Origin of the sequence: Collinsella aerofaciens, assembly GCF_040920445.1 — a bacterium.
In the GTDB taxonomy this organism is placed as follows: Bacteria; Actinomycetota; Coriobacteriia; order Coriobacteriales; family Coriobacteriaceae; genus Collinsella; species Collinsella aerofaciens_BH.
This window is the reverse complement of the sequence record NZ_JBCOTQ010000018.1, coordinates 17,089-37,573: the sequence shown is the minus strand read 5'-3', so window position 1 is coordinate 37,573 and position 20,485 is coordinate 17,089. Positions and strand designations below refer to the sequence as shown.

Below are 20,485 nucleotides of genomic sequence, written 5' to 3'. Positions count from 1 at the left end.
CGTAGGTCTGACGGGCAGAGAAGCCCAGGTCGCCGGTGCACAGGCTAATCACGCGATACGGAAGGCCCAGCTGCTGAAGCAGGAACTCGGCCTCGGCGGTCATGCTCTCGAGCTCCTCGTCGGACTCCTCCGGCTTGGCAAACTTGACCATCTCGACCTTGTCGAACTCGTGCTGGCGGATGATACCGCGGGTGTCGCGACCAGCGGAGCCGGCCTCCTCGCGGAAGCAGGGGGTGAAGGCGGTGTAGCGGCGCGGCAGGGTATCAGCATCGAGAACCTCGCCGGCGTGCAGGTTGGTAAGCACGACCTCGGCGGTGGGGATCAGGAAGTTGTCGCCCGAGACGTGATAGGCGTCGTCCTCGAACTTGGGCAGCTGACCCGTGCCAAACATGGTCTGACGCTTGACGACGATGGGCGGCCACCACTCCTTAAAGCCACGGCTGGTGTGCGTGTCAAGGAAGAAGTTGATGAGGGCGCGCTCAAGACGGGCGCCGGCGCCACCGAGAACGGTAAAGCGGCTACCGGAGAGCTTGTTGCCGCGCTCGAAATCGAGGATGTCGAGGTCGGTGCCCAGGTCCCAGTGCGGCTTAAAGTCGAAGTCGAACTCGCGCGGGGTGCCCCAACGACGGCGCTCGATGTTCTCGTCCTCGTCCTTGCCGTACGGCGTGGCCTCGCAAGGGATGTTGGGAAGGTGAGCCATAAAGTCGTACTGCTCCTGCTCGAGAGCGGTGCGGCGCTCGGCCAGACCGTCAATCTTCTCGTTGACGGCGCGCACGGCCTCCTTGGCGGCCTCGGCCTCGTCCTTCTTGCCCTCCTTCATCAGGGCGCCGATCTTCTTGGACTCGGCATTACGCGTGGCCTGGAGCTCCTCGACCTCGGTGATGACGGCACGGCGCTCGTCGTCGAGCTCGAAGAACTTCTCTCGATCCCAAGACGTCTGGCGGTTGGCCATGGCGGTATCGATGGCATCGGGGTTCTCGCGAACAAACTTGATATCAAGCATTAGATCCTCCGGCGATATACATTCCATTTAGGTTGCAACCTTGTACATGTATGGGCAAGTATATACTTATGAGCGTTTACGACCCAACCCAACTACGCAAGAAGGCACCCAATGGACGCAGTTTTTTCCTTTTTGTTTGGCACCCGCACCGGTTTTGCCATCCTTTTCGCCGGCGGCATCCTACTGTTTGCGATTCTTGCCTTTGTAATGGAGAAGCGTACCCATAAGATGTACGTCGACCGCGGACCCAAGTCCGAGGATGAAGAAGACAGCTTCTGGGACTAACCTGCCAAAAGGGACAGGTTTATTTTGGTCGGTTTTATCTGGGCAAACGCAAGCGCCCCGCAACCGGTAACGTTCCGGTTGCGGGGCGCTTTTCGCTAAAAGGACAAAACCGCAGGAAAAAGCTGCCAAAATAAACCTGTCCCTTTTTTGGTCGGTTTTACTGAAGAGTTGCGTCGATTGCCTTGACCAGGGCACTGCGCATGCCGGCGTCCTCGAGCGCAACGACGCCCTTGATGGTGGCGCCACCGGGCGAGCATACGGCGTCCTTCATCGCCGCAGGATGTTGGCCAGTTGCAAGCTGCAGCTTTGCCGTACCCAGCACCATCTGGCTCACAATGCGATAGGCATCGGCACGCGGGATACCGTGCTTGACCGCCGCATCGCCCAGGGCCTCGATTGCCATAGCGACAAATGCCGGAGCGCAACCACCCACCGTGCCGCCCACAAACAGCAGGCTCGTATCGAGCTCGACCACCGCACCGAGCTTGCCAAGCAGATCAAGCACCACTGCGCTCTGCTCATCACTAAGCGTGGAAGCCTTCTCGCAAGCGATGACGCCCTCGCCCACCGAAACCGGTGTGTTGGGCACCGTCGAGATATGCGCGACGCCCGGCAGGACTTGCTCCCACTTGGCACTGTCCCAGGTCCAGGCAACCGACAGAACGACCTTTTTGGCAAGAGCATCCTTGAGCGGGGCGAATATCTTCTCGATCATATACGGTTTGACCGCAGCGACCACGATATCGGATGCGGCGACAACCTCGGCGGCATCGTGGCAAGCGGCCATCCCACGCGCCTCACAGCGCTCAACCAGTGCGTCGTAGCGACCCGCACAGGCGCACATGTCGCTCGCAGCTACACCGGCAGCGATCCAGCCATCGGCCATGGCGCTCGCCATATTGCCAAAACCGACAAATCCAATCTTCATATCTCATAGTCCTTTCAAACACATTCCTCAAAACGAAAGGTATTGTCCCACGCCATTGTTTCCTATTGCCGACCTATTTGTGATACGGCTCGCCACGACTGATCTTGCAGGCACGGTAAATCTGCTCTAGCAGCACCACGCGCGCCAAGTTATGCGGCAAGGTAATGCGTCCAAAGCTGAGCATCTCGTCGGCGCGGGCGCGCACGTCATCGCTCACGCCGTCCGATCCGCCGATTACAAAGGCGATGTCGCTGTTACCACGCAGCATAAGATCATCGAGCCGCGCCGAAAACTCCTCGCTCGAGCGCTCTTTGCCCTCAATGGCCAGCAGGATCACATGCGCCCGAGACGGCAATGCAGCAAGAATTGCCGCCCCCTCCTTGTCACGTGCGGCATCCACACCGCCCGCCTTGGCCGGGTCGATATCGGCCACCTCGCGGATATCGACCTTGGCATAGGCACCCAGGCGCTTGGTGTACTCAGCGCACGCGTCCTTCCAAAAGCGCTCCTTGAGCTTACCGACGCAAACGACGGTGTATTTCACGCGCGTCTACTCCTTCGAATCGTTTTGAACTTTGCCGGCGGTCAGCATCTGTTCGAACATTGAGGCCGACTGCGAGAAGTCGCTCGGCAGCACGACCGTCGAGGTTTTACCCGTGCGAGCGAACTCCGTCATCATCTCGGACCACTGCGTAAACATGAACAGTTGGTTGGCCTCGTCATTGCCGACACCCGTCTCCTGGATGATCTCGAGCGAATCTTTGATACCCAGCGCGATGGCCTTGCGCTGGTTGGCGATGCCCTCGCCCGCCTTTTCCATAGCCTCGGCCTCGGCGGTCGCCTCGGTGACGCGCTTGATGCGGTCTGCCTCAGCGAGCTCCTGCGCCGCAGCGCGCTTGCGCTGGGCGGCGTTGATGTCGTTCATGGAGTTCTCAACCTCGGTCGGCAGTGCGATTTTGGTGATGAGCGTCGACACGAGGGTGAAGCCGTAGGCGGCCATCTGCTCGGAAACGGTAGCGTTGACATCCTTGGCGATGTCATCCTTCTTGGCAAAGACCTCATCGAGCGTGTAGACGGGAATCGAAGAGCGCAGGGCATCGGTGATAAAATCGCGCATCTGGTCGACGGGCTCCTGCAGCATGTAGTAGCTCTTGTAGATACCCGAATCTGCCGGGCCGGCGCCCATGTCATAGCTCACGTGGTACTGAGCAGAGACCTCAAGGCCGATGGTCACGTTGTCCTGGGTCTTAACGTCGATGCCAAAACCGTTTTTCATGGTGCGCAGACTCACCGTGGCGGCCTTGCGGTCGATCACGGGCACCTTCATGTGGAAGCCCGCGTTGACGATGCGGTTAAACTTGCCCAGACGCTCGATGATCACGGCATGCTGTTGTTCAACGACATAGCAGGCGCTGGGAAGCAGCAGCAACAGGATGATGATGGGAATCAAAAGGCTGGTAAGGGCGGCGATGATACCGGAAAACAGCATGGTCTCTCCTCTGATAGGCACACGTTGGCATTAGGATACCCGTCCAAGGAGATCGTGCATAACAAAAAAGCTCCCATTGCTGGGAGCTCTTTCATTTAATGGTGCGGGCGAAAGGACGTCCGCGTATCCGCTTCGCGGATCCGCACCGGCTTCGGCCGCCTGCCGGCGTCCTCGCCAGCTCGCTAAAAACGCTCCGCGTTTTCTTTACGCTCGCTCCTTCGCAGGTTCAAGTCCCTGCGATGGGCCCATAACAAAAAAAGCTCCCATTGCTGGGAGCTCTTTCATTTAATGGTGCGGGCGAAAGGACTTGAACCTTCATGGGGTTGCCCCCATACGGACCTGAACCGTACGCGTCTGCCAATTCCGCCACGCCCGCGTGCAGGAATTAGAATAACGGAGCGCCACCACGAACGCAAGAACTATTTTTGAAAAAGTTTGCGAGCATTTTCCCAAGCGGCTTGCGCGATTGTTTTGGCATCCTCACCAGTGCGATCGACACGGTCGTTAACCAGCGCGTTTGCCGTAATGGAGATCATTGCGGGCTCGCATTCAAGACCGCGGATGGGCTCCGGAGCCATATACGGGCAATCCGTCTCGAACAAAATTCGATCGAGTGGGGTTGCCGCAAATGCCTCGCGCACGTCGTCGTTGCGCTTAAAGGTGGCCGCACCACCATAGGCGATATAGCAGCCCAGCTCCACAAAGCGCTCCATCGTGGCGCGGTCCTCGCCAAAGCAGTGCAGCACACAACCGGCCTGGGGCACGCCCACCTCACGAAGCACGTTGTAGGCGTCCACGTGCGAGGTGCGCTCCCCGTCCGAATCCTCATGACGCAGATGCAGCTCCACCGGCACGTTACGGCACACGGCAAGCTCGAGCTGGCGCGCCATGCAGTCAATCTGCACGCTATGGGGCGCCGGCGCGATGTCGTCGTCGTAATCCATGTGGTAGTCCAGGCCGATTTCGCCAATACCGGCGCATAAGGGATCATCGAGTGCGGCAACGACCTGTGCGTGAACGTCGTCGGTATAGTCCGGCGCGCCATACGGATGCACGCCGGCAAGATACTTGATCTGCGGGATATCCTGCATCGGCAGAATTTCGCGCACGAGCCAGTCGCTATAGTCCGTCACGCTGCGTTTGTCAGCGATGGGGTCGAACATCGTCACCAACAGGTCGACACCCGCGGCTTTGGCGCGCACGAGCGTTTCGGGCACTTCTTTGCCCCAAAACGAAAGCAGATGCGCATGCGTGTCGGCAAGCGGTGCCAAGGGCACGGAGCAGGCGACCGTCTTCTTTTTCTTGGTAAACGTCACGCGTGCGGCATTAGGCATCATGGATTAGCTCCTGGGCCAGGCGGACAAAGTCGGCAACATCAAGCGTCTCGGCGCGCGTAATGGGCGCGATACCGCAAGCCTCAAAGGCGGCATCGAGCACGTCCTTGGCAAAGCCGTTGGCGCTCATGGAATTACGGATGGTCTTGCGACGCTGAGCAAATGCGGCGTCAATCACGCGAGCCACAAAGTCGCGATCGAGTCCTTCGGGCACCACGCCGTCAACACGGTCGATACGCACGACAGCCGAGTCCACGTGCGGCGCCGGCATAAAGCAACGCGGCGGCACCTCAAAGCGACCCGTCACCTGCGCATACAGGCCGAGCTTTGCCGTATAGCCGCCATAGGTCTTGTTGCCCGGCACTGCGGCAATGCGATCGGCAACCTCCTTTTGCACCATGACGACGGCACGCTTGAGCGCCGGCATCGTCTGGAAGAACTGCAGGATGATCGTCGCCGCCACGTTATAGGGCAGGTTCGCGACAAACACCGTCGGCTCACCGCCCGCAGCCTGCTCAATCTGCTCCGGCGTCACCCTGAGCGCGTCGCCCATGATAAAGCGGAAGTTGGCATAGTCGGCGGCGTGGGCGTCGAGCACCGGCTCGAGCTCGGGATCTGCTTCGATCGACGTGACGCACGCCGCTTCCTGCAGCAGCGCAAGCGTCAACGTACCGCAACCCGGACCCACCTCGAGTACGCGCTCGTCACCTGCAAGCTCGGCAAGCTCGCAGATACGCTCGATCACATGGTTGTCGATTAGAAAGTTTTGGCCCAGGCGATGCTTGGTCGCAAGGCCAAACTCCTCCAGCAGCTCCCTAGTTGCCGTGGGGTTTGCCAAAGGCGAAGTTGTCATGGTTGCCTCCTTAGCATGATGGCGGCGTCTTGAAACGAAAGGGCATGGACCGTTGCGGCCATGCCCTTACATCCAAACAGCAAATTGCCGATATGGCGCTCGCGCGGTCTCTACGCCAGACGCGGGAACAGCGGATCGCCCTTCTCGACGGGCTGACCGCCGGCAAGCAGGCCCCAAGTGCAAATGCCCTTGAGGTCGTCGCTCGCGGCCTCGCCCTCACAGGACAGACGGCGCAGAGCCTCGACAGAAGTCTGGGGCATGAGCGGCATCAGCAGGTGAGCAGCAATGCGGATGGCCTCGAGCAGGTTGTAGATCACAAATGCCAGTTCGTCAGCCTTGGCCTCGTCCTTGGCAAGCGCCCAGGGCTCGGAGTCCTCGATGTAGTGGTTGGCGGCGTGGATGAGCTCCATGACCTCGTCCTTAGCTCCACCGTAATCGAGCACGTCCATCTTGGTCATGTAGCGCTCGACCAGACCATCGGCAATCTTTGCCAGCGGGTTGTCGAACGCGTCGGCAGACGCCGGTTTAGCCGGGGCGCAGCCGTCAAAGTACTTTGCGCTCATGTTGAGCGAACGCGAAATCAGATTGCCCCAGCTGTTGGCCAGGTCGGCGTTGTAGACCTGCTCCATGCGATCGAAGCTGATGGCGCCGTCGGTACCGGGAACGACGTCGGTCATGAAGTAGTAGCGATAGCCCTCGACGCCCAGCATGTCGATAACGTCCTGCGGAGCGATGGCGTTGCCGCGGCTCTTGGACATCTTCTCGGCCTTGCCGGTCTCGGCATTGCGCACGGTCAGGAAGCCGTGGGCAAAGACGTGCTCGGGCAGGGCCTCGCCGATGGCCATGAGCATGGCGGGCCAAATGACGCAGTGGAAGCGGATGATGTCCTTACCCACGATGTGGAACTGTGCGGGCCAGCGATAGGCCAGCTCGGCACGCGCCTCGTCGGTGTCGACACCGTAGCCGACGGCCGTCATATAGTTGAGCAGTGCATCGAACCACACATACGTCACGTGGCCCTCGTCAAACGGGACCTGAATGCCCCAGTCGAAGCTCGTGCGGCTCACGGAAAGGTCGTTGAGGCCGCCCTCGACAAAGCTGCGAACCTCGTTCATGCGGAACGCAGGCTCGACAAAGTCGGGGTGCTCGTCATAGAGCTTGAGTAGCTTGTCCTGGAAGGCGGAAAGCTTAAAGAAGTAGGACTCCTCCTGCACGCGCTCAAGCGGACGGTGGCAGTCGGGGCACAGGTGCTGGCCGACGCTGCCGTACTCCTCGTCGCCCTTCTGGACCTGTGTATCGGTGAAGTAGGTCTCGTCGGGCACACAGTACCAGCCATCGTAGCTGCCCTTATACAGGTAGCCGGACTCCTTCATGCGCTCCCACAGGTACTGCACGGCATGGTGCTGGCGCGGCTCGGTGGTGCGGATGAAGTCATCGTTGGAGATCTCGAGCTTGTTCCAAAGCTCCTTGAAGTGCGGAGCCTGGCTGTCGGTCCACTCCTGAGGCGTCATGTTGTGCTTGGCTGCGGCCTCGGCGACCTTCTCGCCGTGCTCGTCCATGCCGGTCAGGAACTTGACGTTATAGCCGGCGGAGCGGCGATAGCGAGCCTGAACGTCGGCGATGATGGTGGAATAAGCCGTGCCCAGGTGCGGATCGGCGTTGACGTAGTAGATGGGCGTCGTGATAAAGAACGAAGGCTTGCTTTGATCCATGGGGTTTGTCCTCCAGAAAAACGTTGCATACAGAGGATGATTCTAGCGCAAGGGCTGGATATCCTCCATCTATTGCATATCGAGCACCATGGCATAGACATCGCGCTTGCGGCGCGAATACTTCTGAGACAGGCGCTTGGCCACCGCAGACGCGGGCTCCCCCTCCTCGAGCGCGGCGCGGATATCCTCGCGCAGGGCCTCGTCGGGATCCGCTGCCGCGGCGCCAACCGGCACGATACCGGCCTCCTCATCCTCGCTCGGCGGCGCGATGACCAGCGCAATCTCGCCCTTTACCTCGCCGCGAGCACACAGCTCCTCGGCAAGCTGGGCAGCGGGCCCGCGCAAGACCTCCTCGTGCAGCTTGGTGAGTTCGCGGCAGACGGCAACCTCACGCTGGGGAAAGACCTCCGCCACGGCCTCGAGCGTCGCCACGATGCGATGTGGAGACTCGTAGAAGATGAGTGCGCCGGGCACCACGGCAAGGCGCTGTAAACGGCGCACGCGGTCACCGTGCTTTCGGCCCAAAAAGCCCTCGAAGAAAAAATGCTCGCAGGGAATGCCGGACGAAACGAGCGCCGTGACGCAAGCAGAGGGCCCGGGAATAACTTCAACGGGCACATCGGCCTCACGCGCCGCCTCGACCAGCGCCTGGCCGGGATCGGACACGCTCGGCATGCCGGCGTCCGAGGCAAAGGCGAGGGTCTCCCCCGCCAGCAGACGGTCGACCAGGCCGGCGGCGCGGCTGGCGATCACATTCTCGTCGCAACGGACAAGCGGCTTGGAAATGCCCAGGTGCATCAGCAGCTTTGACGTCACACGCGTGTCTTCGCAGCAAATGGCATCGGCGGCGGCAAACGCCTCGCCAACGCGCGGGGACAGGTCGCCCAGGTTGCCGATGGGCGTGCCGACCACATAGAGTTTGCCCGTATGGGCGCTGTTTTGCGTCATATCAACCTATTCAATCATGCCGCGCTCGAGCGTACCGAGCGCCGCGCGGGCGTCCCATGCTGCAATGCGCTTCTCGGTCTTCCACGTTTGGAAGAACCAACCGGCAGCCGGCGCAAACGAAGCCAGCTGGTTGGCGATAAACACGCGCTCGTAGGCATTGCGGCCTTCGGGCGTAACCGACGAGTTGGCAAAGATCGCCGCGCCCGACCATTCGCCCACCAGCACGGGGAACCCAGTCGAAATCGCTTCTTTAAGCTCGCGCTTGTTACGCGAAATCGCCGTCGTCAGCCCGCGGGGGCTCGTGATATCGAGCGCATACTCGTCGCGGTAATGGTACAGGTGAAGGTCCATGTAGACGTTCTTGTACTTGGCGCCGCGCATAAAATGCTTCCACTCGCTGGGATGCCCCGACGACGAGAAGACGACGATCTTATCCTCGGGCATATACGAACGGACGAGCTCGTAGGCATCGCGATAGAAATTGCGCAGGTAGTGGGCCGGAATGCCATCCGTCATGGCAAAGAGACTCTTGCGGACACTCATCTGCGGCGTATCCAGCAGCTCAATGCCCAGCAGGCTCTCGGCCTCGCCGTAACGCTCGGCCAAGCGCTCGAGCACGTCGAGCGCGACATGACGGCCGTTAGTGGACGAATGCCACTCGGCAACAGCCTCCGGCGTGGCGGGCGAATCGTTGGAATCGCCCTGGCCACCGGGCACCGTCGCCAGATCGAGCAGCACGCGGATGTCGTACTTGGCAGCCCACTCAATCGCGCGGTCGATGTAATCGACAACCGAGATGTAGGAGGCATCGGACTCCTGTGAGCCAAAGGCATACCAAGGCACCGGCAGGCGCACGGCGTTGAGGCCGATCTGCGCCATGCGACGGAAATCATCCTCGCTCACAAACGTCTCGTAATGACGGCGCATGCGCTCGTTATAGGCGGCGGTGCCCATGGCCTCCTGCAGCTCGGCCGCGTTGGATGCACCGGTCGCCGCGTATAGCGACGGGGTCACCCAAGGCTCGGGAATAAACCAGCCAGAGAGATTAACGCCGAGTATCCTCTCCATCACTGCCCCCTTCGGATCGTGCAGGCTGAGCCTGCATCGTATTGCACAGGAAAAGTATCGTTTTGAGTATACCCGCGCGTGCGGACAGACGACCGAACGGTCTGTAAAGTGGCGCAAAAGCGGAAGGAATGTCTGGGCGGGCCCGAGATGTGCACGCACGTCGGAAGTAAGCGCCGGAAAGCGCATCCCACTCTGAAGCCAAATTCCGGGACGCAATTTCCGCAGAGCCCTCGATAAAAGAAAAGGACCCCTTTGCAGAGGTCCTAGTCAATTCAAGGTGGCGGGGAAGGGAATCGAACCCCTGACACGAGGATTTTCAGTCCTCTGCTCTACCAACTGAGCTACCCAGCCATTTGAGGTGTGCCTTGTTTCAAGGCTTGATTAGTATAACCAAGGACGCGTTCCGGTCAACCGAGAATTTTAAAAAAGTTTTTGAGCACAGCCTCGGTTCTATAAATCGGCAGGTCAGAGGCATCAGCCGGCAGCAAGAAGTTTTTCATTCAGAGCCGCACGGGCAAACTCACTTGGCGTCATCCCCTCGGCAGCCGCCCGTCGACGAATGGCCTCCTTCATTCCCAGAGGAATCTTGACCGACAGCGTTGCCGTCCCCTCACCTGAGAGCGGGGGCCGTCCATGCACGATCCCACCAACGGTGTGTTCGCCATCCGGAAACTCTCCGCGCTCGTACGACTCGCACCACGCGTCAATCATTTCATCCGTTACAACCTGACCATTAACGGCCGTATACGTCTTGCCCATCATCGACCCCTTTGCCGAGCCTGTTCAATCTCCTGCCAAAATTTCTTCTGGACTGGAGACAAGGCATGAATGATAAGCCACCCACGGACAAGCTCGACCGCGACAAGCTCCACGCTTCGTCCGTCTGGGAGCCATCCAATCGCAAGCCATCTCGGCGGCTCGTCCTTCGACTCGCGACGAATGCACTCAGTAACCGCAAGCCAAGCGCTAAGCACCTGCTTTTCCGTCAGGTGCTTTTTAGCGTTGGGATGAATCTCAACATCCATGCATCTTCTCCTCCATCTTACCCAATTTCGTATGACGAAAGTCCACTGTCGCCAATTCTTAAGCCGGCACGCGTTGGAGAGCAGGGGTCGAAACAATGATTGAAGGACGCTCTAGTACGGCCCAGGCGCCGGGGCAGGAGCACATGCGCCAAGGGCGGACGTTTTCGTAGCGCGCGAGGATATTGCCGTCGCGATCGATGAAGGCGATGTCGATGGGATAGGCCATAAAACACGTATGGACCGAAGAGCAGCGTGGAAACGCCATGACGAGCGGCAGGCCGTTGGCGGCAACCGGACGCCGTCCCAGCATGCCGCGCAGGCGCACGACAAACGACTCCGCCACCACAAACTCGGCCGGCGTCCAACCCAGCCTATTGAGTGCCCGCGCGTAGGCGATGTAGGACGAGACCGCGGTCACATGACCACCCCCGGACGCCATGGATCGACCGTCACCGCACGCTCGTGCGACAACGTTGTCGGCGCCCCCAGCGGAACGCCAGCGATGCTGAGAGAAGTCGGCCACGGCTCATAGTGCATGGTGCAGGTGTAGGTCCTAAACGTACCGGATAGGGAGAGCAGGCCACCATCCGATGCCTTCGCGCCTTGCTCGCTCGACACTTCGATCTGTAAGTCATAGCCTTCCATGGCATTCAGAATTTGAGTCTGAACCGTCGCCGAGGCATCGGCAGAGCTTTCGTCGCCCTCCCCCTCCGACGCCACGGCATGCGCTAGCACGATGTCGGGCACCACGCGGTCGAAGCGCGCGACAGCGCTGGCAAAGATCATAACGTTGTACACGATGAGCGCCAGCACCAGCAAAACGGGCGTAACCACTGCCATCTCAACCGTCGCTTGGGCGCGCTCCTCGCGCAGACGCATGCGGATACTCATTACGACCCACCGCCCAGAGCGCCAACCAGCGTGGCGACATCGACGGTGAGCGGGATGGAGCCGCCGCCGGGCAGAGGAATCTCCGCAAGTGTGAACACCGTGCCGCTAATGGTGCGTTCGACTTGATATTCCAACGCCTCGCAAAGCGCCTTGGGATCGGTCACGCCCAACGGAATACTTCGCAGCTTGTCTTGCGCTTGAGAGAGACCCGCAATGTCAGACCCCGGACTCTTAATGACGTTGGCAGAATCGGTCAGCACCGGCTTTCGCAGGCGCAAGTCGCACGGTTCCAAACCCAGCGCCGCCACGGACGCCGAAACGGTATCGCCGAGCCACGATGCGATGGAGCCCAACGCGCCGCTGCCCCCTCCTAGGCCTTTAATCATCTCGTCCATAAGTTCGTCGGCCGAACCTTGAATATCACCGTATCCTACGAGCAGCCGTCCCCAAACATCCATGACGCCGTCGAGCACGCCGGCAACGCCGCCCGAGCGTTCCTTCAATGTCGAGAAAAATCGCGAAAGCACGTTGTTTTGCGCCGTCGCGTCATCGGGTGCCAGCACCGCGCCAGAGATAGCACCGCGATTGCCAAGCCTGACTGCCGTGTTAAACGAAGAGTTGAGCTCGTCGGGGCTCGAGATGGCACCCGTAACCGCAAAGGCGACCACGCCGTTGCGACCGGGCGGAGCGATACGCGGACGCTCGCCCGAAAGCTCCTTGATGGCCTGGTCAAACGTATTGCCCGCACGATCGGCCTCGTCTTCGGTCTGACGCTCGAGCTCGAGCTCTTTGTTGCGGCATTCGACGTAGTCTTCCAGAGCCTCTTTGAACTTGTCAAAGTGGTACTCGAAGCCGTTTTCGATGAACGATGGCGGCATGAGGGCGCTTCCAAGCGTAACCACGCCGAAGCCGCACGCTTCGCATGTATCACGACCATCATAATCAGCAACAGATGCCAGCCCACTCGGAGTCCCTTTCTGATAGACGGGGCATTCGACTCCATAATGCAGGTATGTTCTGCCGTCGTTGTTGCTTACAGGCCATGCGGCATCGGTGTAAAGTTCGGTCGGCCGCACCTCGTTTGGGACACGCGGCAATAGTGGGATATAGGCAGAAAACCGTTCGCCATCATCTTTTATGTATGCTCGATCGACCTCTTCAATTGCATAGGCATAGAACGCTTTTCGAGCGGCTGACTGCGCTTTCATCTCGACGCTCGATCCCTGAGGTTTTTCATTCGCCAAGCGCTGTCGGTAATAGGTTTTCGCGCGATCGAGCGCTATTTGCGGCTCCCATGTGATGCTCGACTTTTCATGACGGTTCTGGCTGTCAGATAGTTCTGCTAGTTTTTTCGCACGCTCCCACATACACGAGTACTTGCCAATCGAACTCTCGTCCGACCCGCCACAATCCGCCAGCCAAGCGCGCTCTTTAGCCTTCGCCGTGTCCTCAGAAGCCTTCCGCAGCTCCTCGGCCGCACGCTCTAAATCATCCGATGTGTCTTTAATGGCATCGGTCGAGATCTCGGACCCCTCGAGCGCAGCGAAGTCCGACTCGGATGTCCTGGGCACGGCAAGCGCCGTACCGGTATAGGTCACATTATCGGTATCCTGCGCCGAGACCGCCTGCGTGGCACGCGCGGCGATCAGATACGGCAGAGCCGTCTCGATTTTCTGTAAGCCTTCCGATGCGCTTTTGGCAAACTTGTTGCGCGTTTTAATAATCTCAATCCCGGTGTCGACCATATTGCCGGCAACTGGTTCGGCGCCCGGGATGAGGATGGCGACCAGGCCCGTCCCGATCGTGGCAAACCCCGCCAGGCCCAAACTCAAAATGCTCGCATCCACCACCGTGGCAGCCGTGTGATAGGACGACACCACATTGGCGCCTGCCAGCGCGCCGCTATCGGCAGCCACCTGGGTGTCCCCCGCGCGCGACATGCTCCATATCGCCGCCGTCGACGAAAACAGCAGCGTGAGCACCACCAAGATGACCACCGCAGAGGAAAGCGTGGTGTAGGCACCGTCTTCGATAAACAGGTCGATACCGGCGCGGCCCATAAAGCCGCCTCGCTTGCGATGGCAGCTCGGACGGCGCGTCAAAACGCATCTAGACCAGAAACGCTTAATCCCATGCAGCAATCCACGAATCATAATCTCCCTCCAGCCATTCGGGACGCGATTGATACGAGACATCGACCTTGAGCTCAACGTAGCCGCCCTCGGCGGTACCACCCATAGCCTGAGCAAACGCACCAATCACAGGCAACGGCTTGACCTCGCCGGAAACGGACACGGACGAGACACCACCCGCACCGGCCCGGCCAAGCTCGATATCCCACGACAACGGCCCGCCGGTATGAAAGATCGAAACGTTGGGCACTGCGGCAAGCCGGCGGCGGGTGAACTCCTTAAGATCGTCGTCCTCCGCCGTCGTCGTGGTCATGAGCCGCGCGGTCTCGGCGGCGGCAGACTCCATGACCGCGCGCGTATAAAGCAGGCACACCGGTTGCAGTGCGAGAAGGATGAGCGTCAGAAACGTCGGCAGCAAAAAAGCGGCCTCGACCGTAGACTGCGCCCGGTCCTCGCGCGCGATATCAATACAACGCGATGTCCTTAGCGCCCGCAGCGGCGTCGATAACCGACGTCGAGGCAACGCCATGGGATGCCGCCCGCTCAACCAGCGCCGCCAAGCGTCCATCGGTGCCAGCACGCCAAAGTCCCACAATCGCCAGCACGATCGATAACAGCGCCACCGTGACGATGGCGTATTCGACCGTCGCCTGGGCAGATTCCTCACGCAGAACGCCATGCATTTCACGATCCCTCCTTTGAGCTTATTGTTTGCGGGACCAGACGCACGGCGCGCAGACGACACGAAGCATCGCCAGCATCCGCGGCAACCGTCACCATATCGACCCAGCCGCGCCCATCGCGCACGATGGCGCCCCATACGTTGCCCTTAATATCGAGATAGCCGCTCAGGGCGAGCTGGGCCGTTGGCACCTCGCGGTAGGCGCGTAACATATCCGCCGCTGCCTCGGTCATCGGTCGGTCCTCGGACCATGCAAGCCGGACCGCAATCGCGTTGTCCTCAGGCGAATCCGTCGCAGTGCCAGACCGCTTGTCGAGCGTCCGCAGAAAGGTTTGCGCCGTGACAGCGACATCCGAATCGTCCGCATCTCGCATCTCATCTTTTTGGAACGCCACCGCCGAATCTGAGCCCGAATCGAAGGCGGCCCCAGGACGCTGCTGCCGCGCGGCGTTAAGCCCCCAAAGCACCGCCGCTATCGCCACGGTCAGGCAAGCAAACACCAGCAGCACCCCGATGGGGCGCTCGCCCTCTACAGGCTGTTGATGCCCTCGCTGATAGCGTTCCATAGATCTTGGACCTTGCCTTTAAATGCAACGATGGCAATAATCGCGATCACCACAAGCACGCCCACCAAAATGGCGTACTCGGTGGTACCCTGCGCGCTCTCCTCCCGCAACAGCTCCTTGGCATGCTGGCGAGCGCGGATCGCCCGGCAAAAAGCCCAGTTCCAAGCCTTGTCAGCAACTTCGACCATCGTGTTCATGTATTCCTCCCTACATCATCCCGCCTGCTCCCAGCAGCGGGCCCAATATGGACAGAAGCAACGCCGGCAAGATGAGCGTGCCGGTGGGAATCAGCAGCTTGACGGGCGCACGCTCAATCTCGCGCTCGACCGCGGCGCGATGAGCCGCACGGATCTCGCGACTTTGAGCGGCCAGCGTCTCGGCAAGTGGAGCACCCAGGGCGAGCGCCTGTCCCACCGTAATGGCAAAGGTCTCGAGCGCTCGCACGTCCAGGTCGCGCGCGGCGGCCAACAACTCGTCCTCACGCGTGCCCACGCCCACCTGCCACGCCATGCAGGCCCGCTCAAGGCGAAGAGCCAACACTGACCGGCGGTTGGCGCAGAAAATCTCAAGCGCCGCATCAAACGAAAGGCCGGCCGAAAGACCCAAGCGCACAACATCGATCATCTCGGACACTTCGCCGAGCGACACTCGCGCCGGGCCGCCCGCTCCAACCGCGCCCTTCACTCGCGCGGTCAGGGCATCGACCACCGAGCGACCCGCGGCAGCGACCAGCACCGCCTCGCGCTTGCAGGCCCCTGCGATCTTGCGTGCATCCGCCCGATCCAAACCCGTCGCGACAAATACACTCAGGGCGCACAGGCAAGCCGCAACTGCAACCGGGGCGCTCATAGCTCCACCCGCATAATGCGCCTGATAACCACCAGGGCAACGGCGTTGAGGGCAAGACCCAGCACCACAGCGCCCGCGCCGGCAGGCGTCGCAAGACCGCGACGGAAATCTGCCGAAAGCAGCGCCAACACCGCGCACATGCCCGCCGGCATCGCCGCGACCATATGCGCAGACATGCGAGCCTGCGACGTCTTGACATCCAGGCGGCGCTTGAGCTCAATGCGCTCCCCCACCATGCTCGACGCCTCGGACAGTAAGTCGGCAAGCGGAGCGCCGGTGCGCTGAGACACCTTAAGCGCCAAGGTCACAAGCGAAAGGCCGGGGGCGTCGATGCGCACGAGCAAGTCATCGAGCGCGTCGGTCGCCGAGATGCCGCAATCGATTGCCGCCGCCACCCGCAAAAACTCGGTATGCACCGGTTCTTGCGCATGAGCGCCCACAAAGCGCATGCCCTGGGCCAGCGAATGTCCCGAGGCAAGCGACATGGAAAGTGCGGTAAACGCCTCGGGCATGGCCTCTTCTGCATCGTGTTGCTCGCGCCGGCTCTCAAAGCCATCCCGAGCGGCGCCAACGGCAAACGGAGCAACAAGTCCCAAGGCAAATCCGAAGGGCGATAACGACACCATCGTTAGCAAAACGCAGCAGACACCGCTCGATAGCAGCAGAAACGCCAAACGCCCCGAAGCATCCTCGATCGCGAGGCCAAGGCGACGCGCCGGAGCCAGCGATGCCCACGAACGGGCGATCTTTTTCAGCAGATCGTTTTCCACCAGCTCACGCGGCAGCTTCTCTGCCACCGTCTCGAGCGCCTGACGCGCCAGCTCCGCCGGCGGTACCTGCGGCACACGAGGTTCCGCCCCGCACGCCGTCGCAACAGAAAACCCTGCCAAACCCCCTACGACGAGGGGCACAGCGACCTCCATTCGTCCACCTCCTCTTGTGTGAGCGTCCCCGACCGCAGGCCTTCTGCGATAAACGGCGGCTCGCGGTCAAGCTTCCAGGTGCGCTCGGCGGCATCGAAAGTCACATAGCGCTCGAGCTCTACGCCGCCCGACGCAGCGCGACGCACCCCCGAATACGAGGAGACGAAACGCCTGCCATCGGCGTGGCGCTCGGACATCACGATGCCGTCGAGCGCCATGGCAATCTGCTCCTCGATGAGCTCGCTCGGCAGATCGATGCCATAACGTGCAAGCAACGTCAGACGCACCACGGTCTCCTGCTCGGAACCCGCATGAAGCGTGGTGAGCGACCCGTCGTGGCCCGTGTTCATGGCCTGCAACATGTCGCAGCACTCGGCACCGCGCACCTCGCCCACCACGATGCGGTCGGGGCGCATGCGCAGGGCATTGGTCACCAGGTCGCGGATCGTCACCGCGCCCTCGCCCTCAATTGAAGCCTCGCGCGCCTCTAGGCGCACCACGTGCGGATGATGCGCAAACTTGAGCTCGGCAGAGTCCTCGATCGTCACGATGCGCTCGCCGGTGGAGATCTCGCATGACAACGCGTTGAGCAGAGTGGTCTTACCAGATCCCGTGCCTCCCGCAACCGCCAGGTCCTGTCGCAGCGACACCGCGCACGACAGCAGCTGCGCATACCAAAGCGGCAGCGACCCCAGCCCCACAAGCTCGTCCAGCGAGCAGATACGGTCCGAGAACTTTCGGATGGTGAGAATCGGTCCGTCAATCGCCACAGGCGGAATCACCGCGTTGACGCGATAGCCCGTTTTGAGGCGGGCGTTGACGATGGGGCTGCGCTCGTCGATACGGCGGCCAAGTGGCGAGATGATGCGGTCGATAAGCACCCGGATCTGCTCATCATCCTCAAACGCATGCTCGATGGGATACAAGACGCCGCCGCGTTCAAAGAAAGCCGAGCGGCAGCCGTTGATCATGATTTCGGTAACGGTGTCGTCCTCGATGAGCGGCTGCAACGGCCCCAAGCCCACCACGTCATCCAAAATCTCGTCGATGATGGTCTCGCGCTCGGGCGTCGCGAGATCGGTCGGCTCCTCAATATTGAGCGCCGCCTCCACCGCGGGACGCAATTCCGAGCGGGCAAGTACCGGGTCGATATAGGCGCTGATACGCGCCACTTCGTCGTAACCCATGCGGTCCATCACGGCGCGCTTGGTGCGTCGTTTCACCGCGCGGCGACGCCCCGCATCTACAGGCGCTGCCGCCGCTGCAGCGCCGGCAGCCTTAATCCTCGTTTGCAGGCTCATCGCTGATCACCCTCGCGCGACCAGGGAAGGCGGATACGCGGGCGTTCGGTACGCGTTGCACGGTCGGTGACTATATCGCTCCAAGGGCCGACGGCGCACCCCAGTTCCACGAGCATCTCGCGCGTGGCCTCGCGCACGCTGGTCGCGAAAGCGCTCGTCTGACCCACTGCCTCGTCAGCGCGCCCAAACGCCATGAGCGCGGCGAGATCCTGCCCGCCATCGGCGATACGAATCTTGGAGCTCAACGCACAGGCAATCTCAAAGCGCATGGCGACGTCCTCGTCTGCCCCGCGCGCACCGAACCGGTTGAACACGGCGCTCATGCGCGTGCGCGGCACACCTACCCGACTTGCCAGTTCAATGACGCGCGATGCCGATGTCGCGGACGACACCGCCGCATCGCCAACGACCAGGCAACGGTCGCTCGCCGCCACCGCAGCCGCCACGGCGTCGCCCCAAAAGACCGAGGTATCGATAAAGACCACGTCGGATTCGCGACGCAGGACATCAAGCAGTAGCTCCACCGGACGTGCCATGAGCTCGGCTTGCTCGGGCGCCGCAACGGGACCCCAGAGCGTAACGCCCGGCGCCACGCGCATCGATGCGGCCACGATATCCGGCTCGGTGAGCGCGCCCGCCGCCGACGGCTCGATAAGTGCCGCCATATCGCGCGGAGTATCGACGCCTAACAAGTCGTAAAGGTTTCCGAACATCAGGTCCAGGTCGAGCACGGCGGCACGCAAGCCTAACAGCGACGATGTGTGTGCCATGGTGGCAACGATCGTCGACTTGCCGCACCCGCCCGAACCCGAAATGGCGCAGATGACCGGAGCTCGATGCGGCGAAGCGGCAGCGTCTGCCGGCGGCATCGGAGGCGGCGGGGCGGGCGTCGGTGACAGCGTCCCCGTCTCCCCTGCCGCAACTACACGCTGCGTCCAAGCCGGCATGGCGGCTTGTTCGGTCTGCGAGGCAGGCTCGTTCTGCGCAATCTGCTCATGCTGCATCAGCGACAACTCGCCGCACCCGGCAAAGCCCTCAACTTCGTCGAGTTCATCCGCCAGATTCACGCCGTGCACGTATCCCATATCTACAGCCGGGGAGTCGCCAGCATGCTGCGCCGGCCCTCCAGCGTCATCGTATACAAGGGGGTTCCGGGGGCGCCGACCATGCTCGGCTTCCGCTTTTCCATAATCATCAACACGCGGGCCTCTTGTAGCGCGAGGCGCCCCGGATTCCCTATCAACAAAAGCATCGGGCTCAATCGTCATGCGCCGATCGGAATCAACCGCTCCCTCGCCCGCGCGCCCGTTGCCGCATATACTGTGCGCAGCGATGACCTCGGTCGCCCCTGCGCGAAACAGCCCCTCGATATCCGACGGATCGAGTGCTTCTATCAACACGACCACGCGACTCACGCGGCCTTCGGCCGTCAGGCGCACAACAGTCTTGCGCACATCTTCGGTATCAAACAGAGACGCCGCGATGATGGCAGCCCCGCGGCGCGACGGAAACGCCCGCGCCATGGAAATCAGCCCGTCCAGGTCACCCACGCGAAGCACCTGTGCACCCGCATCACGGCCCTCGACTTCCCGCTGCAACAGCCCGTAATCGCCGCACGCGCAGCACGCAAGCCAGATCGCCTTCATCACTCGTCGCCTCCGCTCTTTTTGCCGCGCGCCGTGGCGGGAATCGTCAAGCTGACCGTTCCCTTGCCCGATGCCCCCAGCAGTTCCTTGACGTCTTCGGGGTCAGCCGCCAGCGTCACCCATTCGATCTTGCCCTCGCGCGTGGCACCGGAATCTTCACTGGTATCGATCACGTACGCGCCGCACAGCCGATCGGTTACGCCGTCTTTTTGCACATACACATCCACGTAGCTGCCCACGCCCGTAGCACCGCCGACCGAGTGCTCGGCATCGACCGCCACCGAAACGGCGACCTTGCCCTTAGGCACCTCGAGCTTGTGGCTCTCGGCCTTGGTGTAGACATTGCAGATCACGGCGTTTTTGGGAATACGCGAAGTCGTCACGTCGCCGCGCACCTGGCGCAGCTCGGTCGCCGCGTCACGCGGCAGCAGGCTCGTCAGCCATTCCTGGGTTATGACATTGGTCTCATCGAGGGTCTCGCCCACATCGATATCGCGCGCCGCGACGCATACCTCGACGCGATCGCCACCGTACTTGGCCAAGGTCTCAGCCTGGACCTGTTCGGCTTGTGAGCGGATCGACGAGCCGTAAACCATGCAGAGCAGAGCAGCGAGCACGCCCGCGACCAGACTGATGGCGATGCGCTTGCTCTTGTTCACGGCCGCTCCTCTCATGGCAGTGCCGGGCGAATGCCCGTACCACCATTGTCTGGGCGGTCAGAGTGTAAAGCGGCGCAATCGCGATCTTGGTTTTCGATGTCAAACCAATCGCCGACCAAAAGCTGACCAGCCCGTCAAGCTCATGGCAAGGTTTTGGTCAGCACGTCAGCAAACTGCATGTTTCGAGGCTT

23 protein-coding genes and 2 tRNA genes are annotated in these 20,485 nt (G+C 61.3%); 1 reads left to right on the top strand and 24 read right to left on the bottom strand.

Going from position 1 to position 20,485, the window contains the following annotated elements:
* On the bottom strand, positions 1-1,003 hold a 1,003-nt coding region (serS, locus tag AB5405_RS04500), incomplete at its 3' end, for a serine--tRNA ligase (protein WP_368137724.1).
* A 111-nt stretch (positions 1,004-1,114) separates the two neighbouring features.
* Here serS and AB5405_RS04495 point away from each other — a divergent pair.
* Positions 1,115-1,288 (top strand): DUF6724 family protein, encoded by a 174-nt coding sequence (locus tag AB5405_RS04495; RefSeq protein WP_006235069.1) that lies wholly within the window; start codon positions 1,115-1,117, stop codon positions 1,286-1,288.
* 157 nt (positions 1,289-1,445) lie between these two features.
* Here AB5405_RS04495 and proC read toward each other — a convergent pair whose 3' ends face one another.
* The 23 genes from proC to cpaB all read right to left on the bottom strand — a co-directional run bounded on the left by proC (position 1,446) and on the right by cpaB (position 20,294).
* A complete protein-coding gene (gene proC, locus AB5405_RS04490) occupies positions 1,446-2,216 on the bottom strand; it encodes a pyrroline-5-carboxylate reductase (RefSeq protein WP_368136890.1) in 771 nt (256 codons plus the stop codon).
* 73 nt (positions 2,217-2,289) lie between these two features.
* Complete coding sequence (rlmH, locus tag AB5405_RS04485) at positions 2,290-2,760, bottom strand: 23S rRNA (pseudouridine(1915)-N(3))-methyltransferase RlmH (protein WP_099432630.1); 471 nt, start codon at positions 2,758-2,760, stop codon at positions 2,290-2,292.
* A 6-nt stretch (positions 2,761-2,766) separates the two neighbouring features.
* Entirely contained in the window at positions 2,767-3,705 is a 939-nt protein-coding gene (locus AB5405_RS04480) for an SPFH domain-containing protein (protein ID WP_195362148.1), read from the bottom strand.
* 289 nt (positions 3,706-3,994) lie between these two features.
* Positions 3,995-4,081, bottom strand: a tRNA-Leu gene (locus AB5405_RS04475).
* A 43-nt stretch (positions 4,082-4,124) separates the two neighbouring features.
* Positions 4,125-5,042: a TatD family hydrolase gene (locus AB5405_RS04470; protein WP_368137723.1), complete on the bottom strand. Its 918-nt coding sequence runs from the start codon at positions 5,040-5,042 to the stop codon at positions 4,125-4,127.
* Entirely contained in the window at positions 5,032-5,892 is an 861-nt protein-coding gene (gene rsmA / locus AB5405_RS04465; protein ID WP_368137722.1) for a 16S rRNA (adenine(1518)-N(6)/adenine(1519)-N(6))-dimethyltransferase RsmA, read from the bottom strand. The genes AB5405_RS04470 and rsmA overlap by 11 nt, the downstream gene beginning before the upstream one ends.
* A gap of 110 nt (positions 5,893-6,002) precedes the next feature.
* Positions 6,003-7,604, bottom strand: coding sequence for a methionine--tRNA ligase (gene metG / locus AB5405_RS04460; RefSeq protein WP_368136394.1), 1,602 nt, complete (start codon positions 7,602-7,604; stop codon positions 6,003-6,005).
* Positions 7,605-7,673: 69 nt separating this feature from the next.
* Entirely contained in the window at positions 7,674-8,552 is an 879-nt protein-coding gene (rsmI, locus tag AB5405_RS04455) for a 16S rRNA (cytidine(1402)-2'-O)-methyltransferase (RefSeq protein WP_368137721.1), read from the bottom strand.
* 6 nt (positions 8,553-8,558) lie between these two features.
* Entirely contained in the window at positions 8,559-9,620 is a 1,062-nt protein-coding gene (locus AB5405_RS04450) for a glycoside hydrolase family 5 protein (protein ID WP_343001137.1), read from the bottom strand.
* A 278-nt stretch (positions 9,621-9,898) separates the two neighbouring features.
* Positions 9,899-9,971 (bottom strand) — tRNA-Phe (locus AB5405_RS04445).
* Positions 9,972-10,094: 123 nt separating this feature from the next.
* Positions 10,095-10,379, bottom strand: a complete 285-nt coding sequence (locus AB5405_RS04440) for a hypothetical protein (protein ID WP_368137720.1) — start codon at positions 10,377-10,379, stop codon at positions 10,095-10,097.
* A 324-nt stretch (positions 10,380-10,703) separates the two neighbouring features.
* Complete coding sequence (locus AB5405_RS04435) at positions 10,704-11,084, bottom strand: DUF192 domain-containing protein (protein WP_195503932.1); 381 nt, start codon at positions 11,082-11,084, stop codon at positions 10,704-10,706.
* Positions 11,060-11,536: a TadE/TadG family type IV pilus assembly protein gene (locus tag AB5405_RS04430; RefSeq protein WP_195919506.1), complete on the bottom strand. Its 477-nt coding sequence runs from the start codon at positions 11,534-11,536 to the stop codon at positions 11,060-11,062. Before AB5405_RS04430 ends, AB5405_RS04435 begins: the two co-directional genes overlap by 25 nt.
* The gene (locus AB5405_RS04425) at positions 11,536-13,689 is read right to left on the bottom strand and encodes a hypothetical protein (RefSeq protein ID WP_368137719.1); all 2,154 of its coding nucleotides are present in this window, start codon (positions 13,687-13,689) and stop codon (positions 11,536-11,538) included. The genes AB5405_RS04430 and AB5405_RS04425 overlap by 1 nt, the downstream gene beginning before the upstream one ends.
* Positions 13,661-14,197, bottom strand: a complete 537-nt coding sequence (locus AB5405_RS04420) for a TadE/TadG family type IV pilus assembly protein (protein ID WP_368137718.1) — start codon at positions 14,195-14,197, stop codon at positions 13,661-13,663. The genes AB5405_RS04425 and AB5405_RS04420 overlap by 29 nt, the downstream gene beginning before the upstream one ends.
* Entirely contained in the window at positions 14,133-14,351 is a 219-nt protein-coding gene (locus AB5405_RS04415; RefSeq protein ID WP_152067496.1) for a hypothetical protein, read from the bottom strand. The genes AB5405_RS04420 and AB5405_RS04415 overlap by 65 nt, the downstream gene beginning before the upstream one ends.
* Position 14,352: 1 nt before the next feature.
* Positions 14,353-14,916, bottom strand: coding sequence for a hypothetical protein (locus AB5405_RS04410; protein WP_368137717.1), 564 nt, complete (start codon positions 14,914-14,916; stop codon positions 14,353-14,355).
* Complete coding sequence (locus AB5405_RS04405; RefSeq protein WP_118288839.1) at positions 14,880-15,113, bottom strand: Flp family type IVb pilin; 234 nt, start codon at positions 15,111-15,113, stop codon at positions 14,880-14,882. Before AB5405_RS04405 ends, AB5405_RS04410 begins: the two co-directional genes overlap by 37 nt.
* A gap of 10 nt (positions 15,114-15,123) precedes the next feature.
* Complete coding sequence (locus AB5405_RS04400) at positions 15,124-15,765, bottom strand: type II secretion system F family protein (RefSeq protein ID WP_055250542.1); 642 nt, start codon at positions 15,763-15,765, stop codon at positions 15,124-15,126.
* Entirely contained in the window at positions 15,762-16,610 is an 849-nt protein-coding gene (locus tag AB5405_RS04395) for a type II secretion system F family protein (RefSeq protein WP_368137716.1), read from the bottom strand. Before AB5405_RS04395 ends, AB5405_RS04400 begins: the two co-directional genes overlap by 4 nt.
* Positions 16,611-16,660: 50 nt before the next feature.
* Entirely contained in the window at positions 16,661-17,989 is a 1,329-nt protein-coding gene (locus AB5405_RS04390) for a TadA family conjugal transfer-associated ATPase (RefSeq protein ID WP_368137715.1), read from the bottom strand.
* On the bottom strand, positions 17,986-19,635 hold the full coding sequence (locus AB5405_RS04385) for a nucleotide-binding protein (RefSeq protein ID WP_368137714.1): 1,650 nt from the start codon (positions 19,633-19,635) through the stop codon (positions 17,986-17,988). Before AB5405_RS04385 ends, AB5405_RS04390 begins: the two co-directional genes overlap by 4 nt.
* A complete protein-coding gene (cpaB, locus tag AB5405_RS04380) occupies positions 19,635-20,294 on the bottom strand; it encodes a Flp pilus assembly protein CpaB (RefSeq protein WP_022094089.1) in 660 nt (219 codons plus the stop codon). Before cpaB ends, AB5405_RS04385 begins: the two co-directional genes overlap by 1 nt.
* Positions 20,295-20,485: the final 191 nt, after the last annotated feature.

Excerpts from the sequence above, each read along its gene's own strand:
- AB5405_RS04495 (WP_006235069.1), top strand. The coding sequence starts at position 1,115 with ATGGACGCAGTTTTTTCCTTTTTGTTTGGCACCCGCACCGGTTTTGCC.
- proC (WP_368136890.1), bottom strand. The coding sequence starts at position 2,216 with ATGAAGATTGGATTTGTCGGTTTTGGCAATATGGCGAGCGCCATGGCC.
- AB5405_RS04480 (WP_195362148.1), bottom strand. The coding sequence starts at position 3,705 with ATGCTGTTTTCCGGTATCATCGCCGCCCTTACCAGCCTTTTGATTCCC.
- AB5405_RS04470 (WP_368137723.1), bottom strand. The coding sequence starts at position 5,042 with ATGATGCCTAATGCCGCACGCGTGACGTTTACCAAGAAAAAGAAGACG.
- rsmA (WP_368137722.1), bottom strand. The coding sequence starts at position 5,892 with ATGACAACTTCGCCTTTGGCAAACCCCACGGCAACTAGGGAGCTGCTG.
- metG (WP_368136394.1), bottom strand. The coding sequence starts at position 7,604 with ATGGATCAAAGCAAGCCTTCGTTCTTTATCACGACGCCCATCTACTAC.
- rsmI (WP_368137721.1), bottom strand. The coding sequence starts at position 8,552 with ATGACGCAAAACAGCGCCCATACGGGCAAACTCTATGTGGTCGGCACG.
- AB5405_RS04450 (WP_343001137.1), bottom strand. The coding sequence starts at position 9,620 with ATGGAGAGGATACTCGGCGTTAATCTCTCTGGCTGGTTTATTCCCGAG.
- AB5405_RS04440 (WP_368137720.1), bottom strand. The coding sequence starts at position 10,379 with ATGGGCAAGACGTATACGGCCGTTAATGGTCAGGTTGTAACGGATGAA.
- AB5405_RS04435 (WP_195503932.1), bottom strand. The coding sequence starts at position 11,084 with ATGGCGTCCGGGGGTGGTCATGTGACCGCGGTCTCGTCCTACATCGCC.
- AB5405_RS04430 (WP_195919506.1), bottom strand. The coding sequence starts at position 11,536 with ATGAGTATCCGCATGCGTCTGCGCGAGGAGCGCGCCCAAGCGACGGTT.
- AB5405_RS04425 (WP_368137719.1), bottom strand. The coding sequence starts at position 13,689 with ATGATTCGTGGATTGCTGCATGGGATTAAGCGTTTCTGGTCTAGATGC.
- AB5405_RS04420 (WP_368137718.1), bottom strand. The coding sequence starts at position 14,197 with ATGGCGTTGCCTCGACGTCGGTTATCGACGCCGCTGCGGGCGCTAAGG.
- AB5405_RS04415 (WP_152067496.1), bottom strand. The coding sequence starts at position 14,351 with ATGCATGGCGTTCTGCGTGAGGAATCTGCCCAGGCGACGGTCGAATAC.
- AB5405_RS04410 (WP_368137717.1), bottom strand. The coding sequence starts at position 14,916 with ATGGAACGCTATCAGCGAGGGCATCAACAGCCTGTAGAGGGCGAGCGC.
- AB5405_RS04405 (WP_118288839.1), bottom strand. The coding sequence starts at position 15,113 with ATGAACACGATGGTCGAAGTTGCTGACAAGGCTTGGAACTGGGCTTTT.
- AB5405_RS04400 (WP_055250542.1), bottom strand. The coding sequence starts at position 15,765 with ATGAGCGCCCCGGTTGCAGTTGCGGCTTGCCTGTGCGCCCTGAGTGTA.
- AB5405_RS04390 (WP_368137715.1), bottom strand. The coding sequence starts at position 17,989 with ATGAGCCTGCAAACGAGGATTAAGGCTGCCGGCGCTGCAGCGGCGGCA.
- AB5405_RS04385 (WP_368137714.1), bottom strand. The coding sequence starts at position 19,635 with ATGAAGGCGATCTGGCTTGCGTGCTGCGCGTGCGGCGATTACGGGCTG.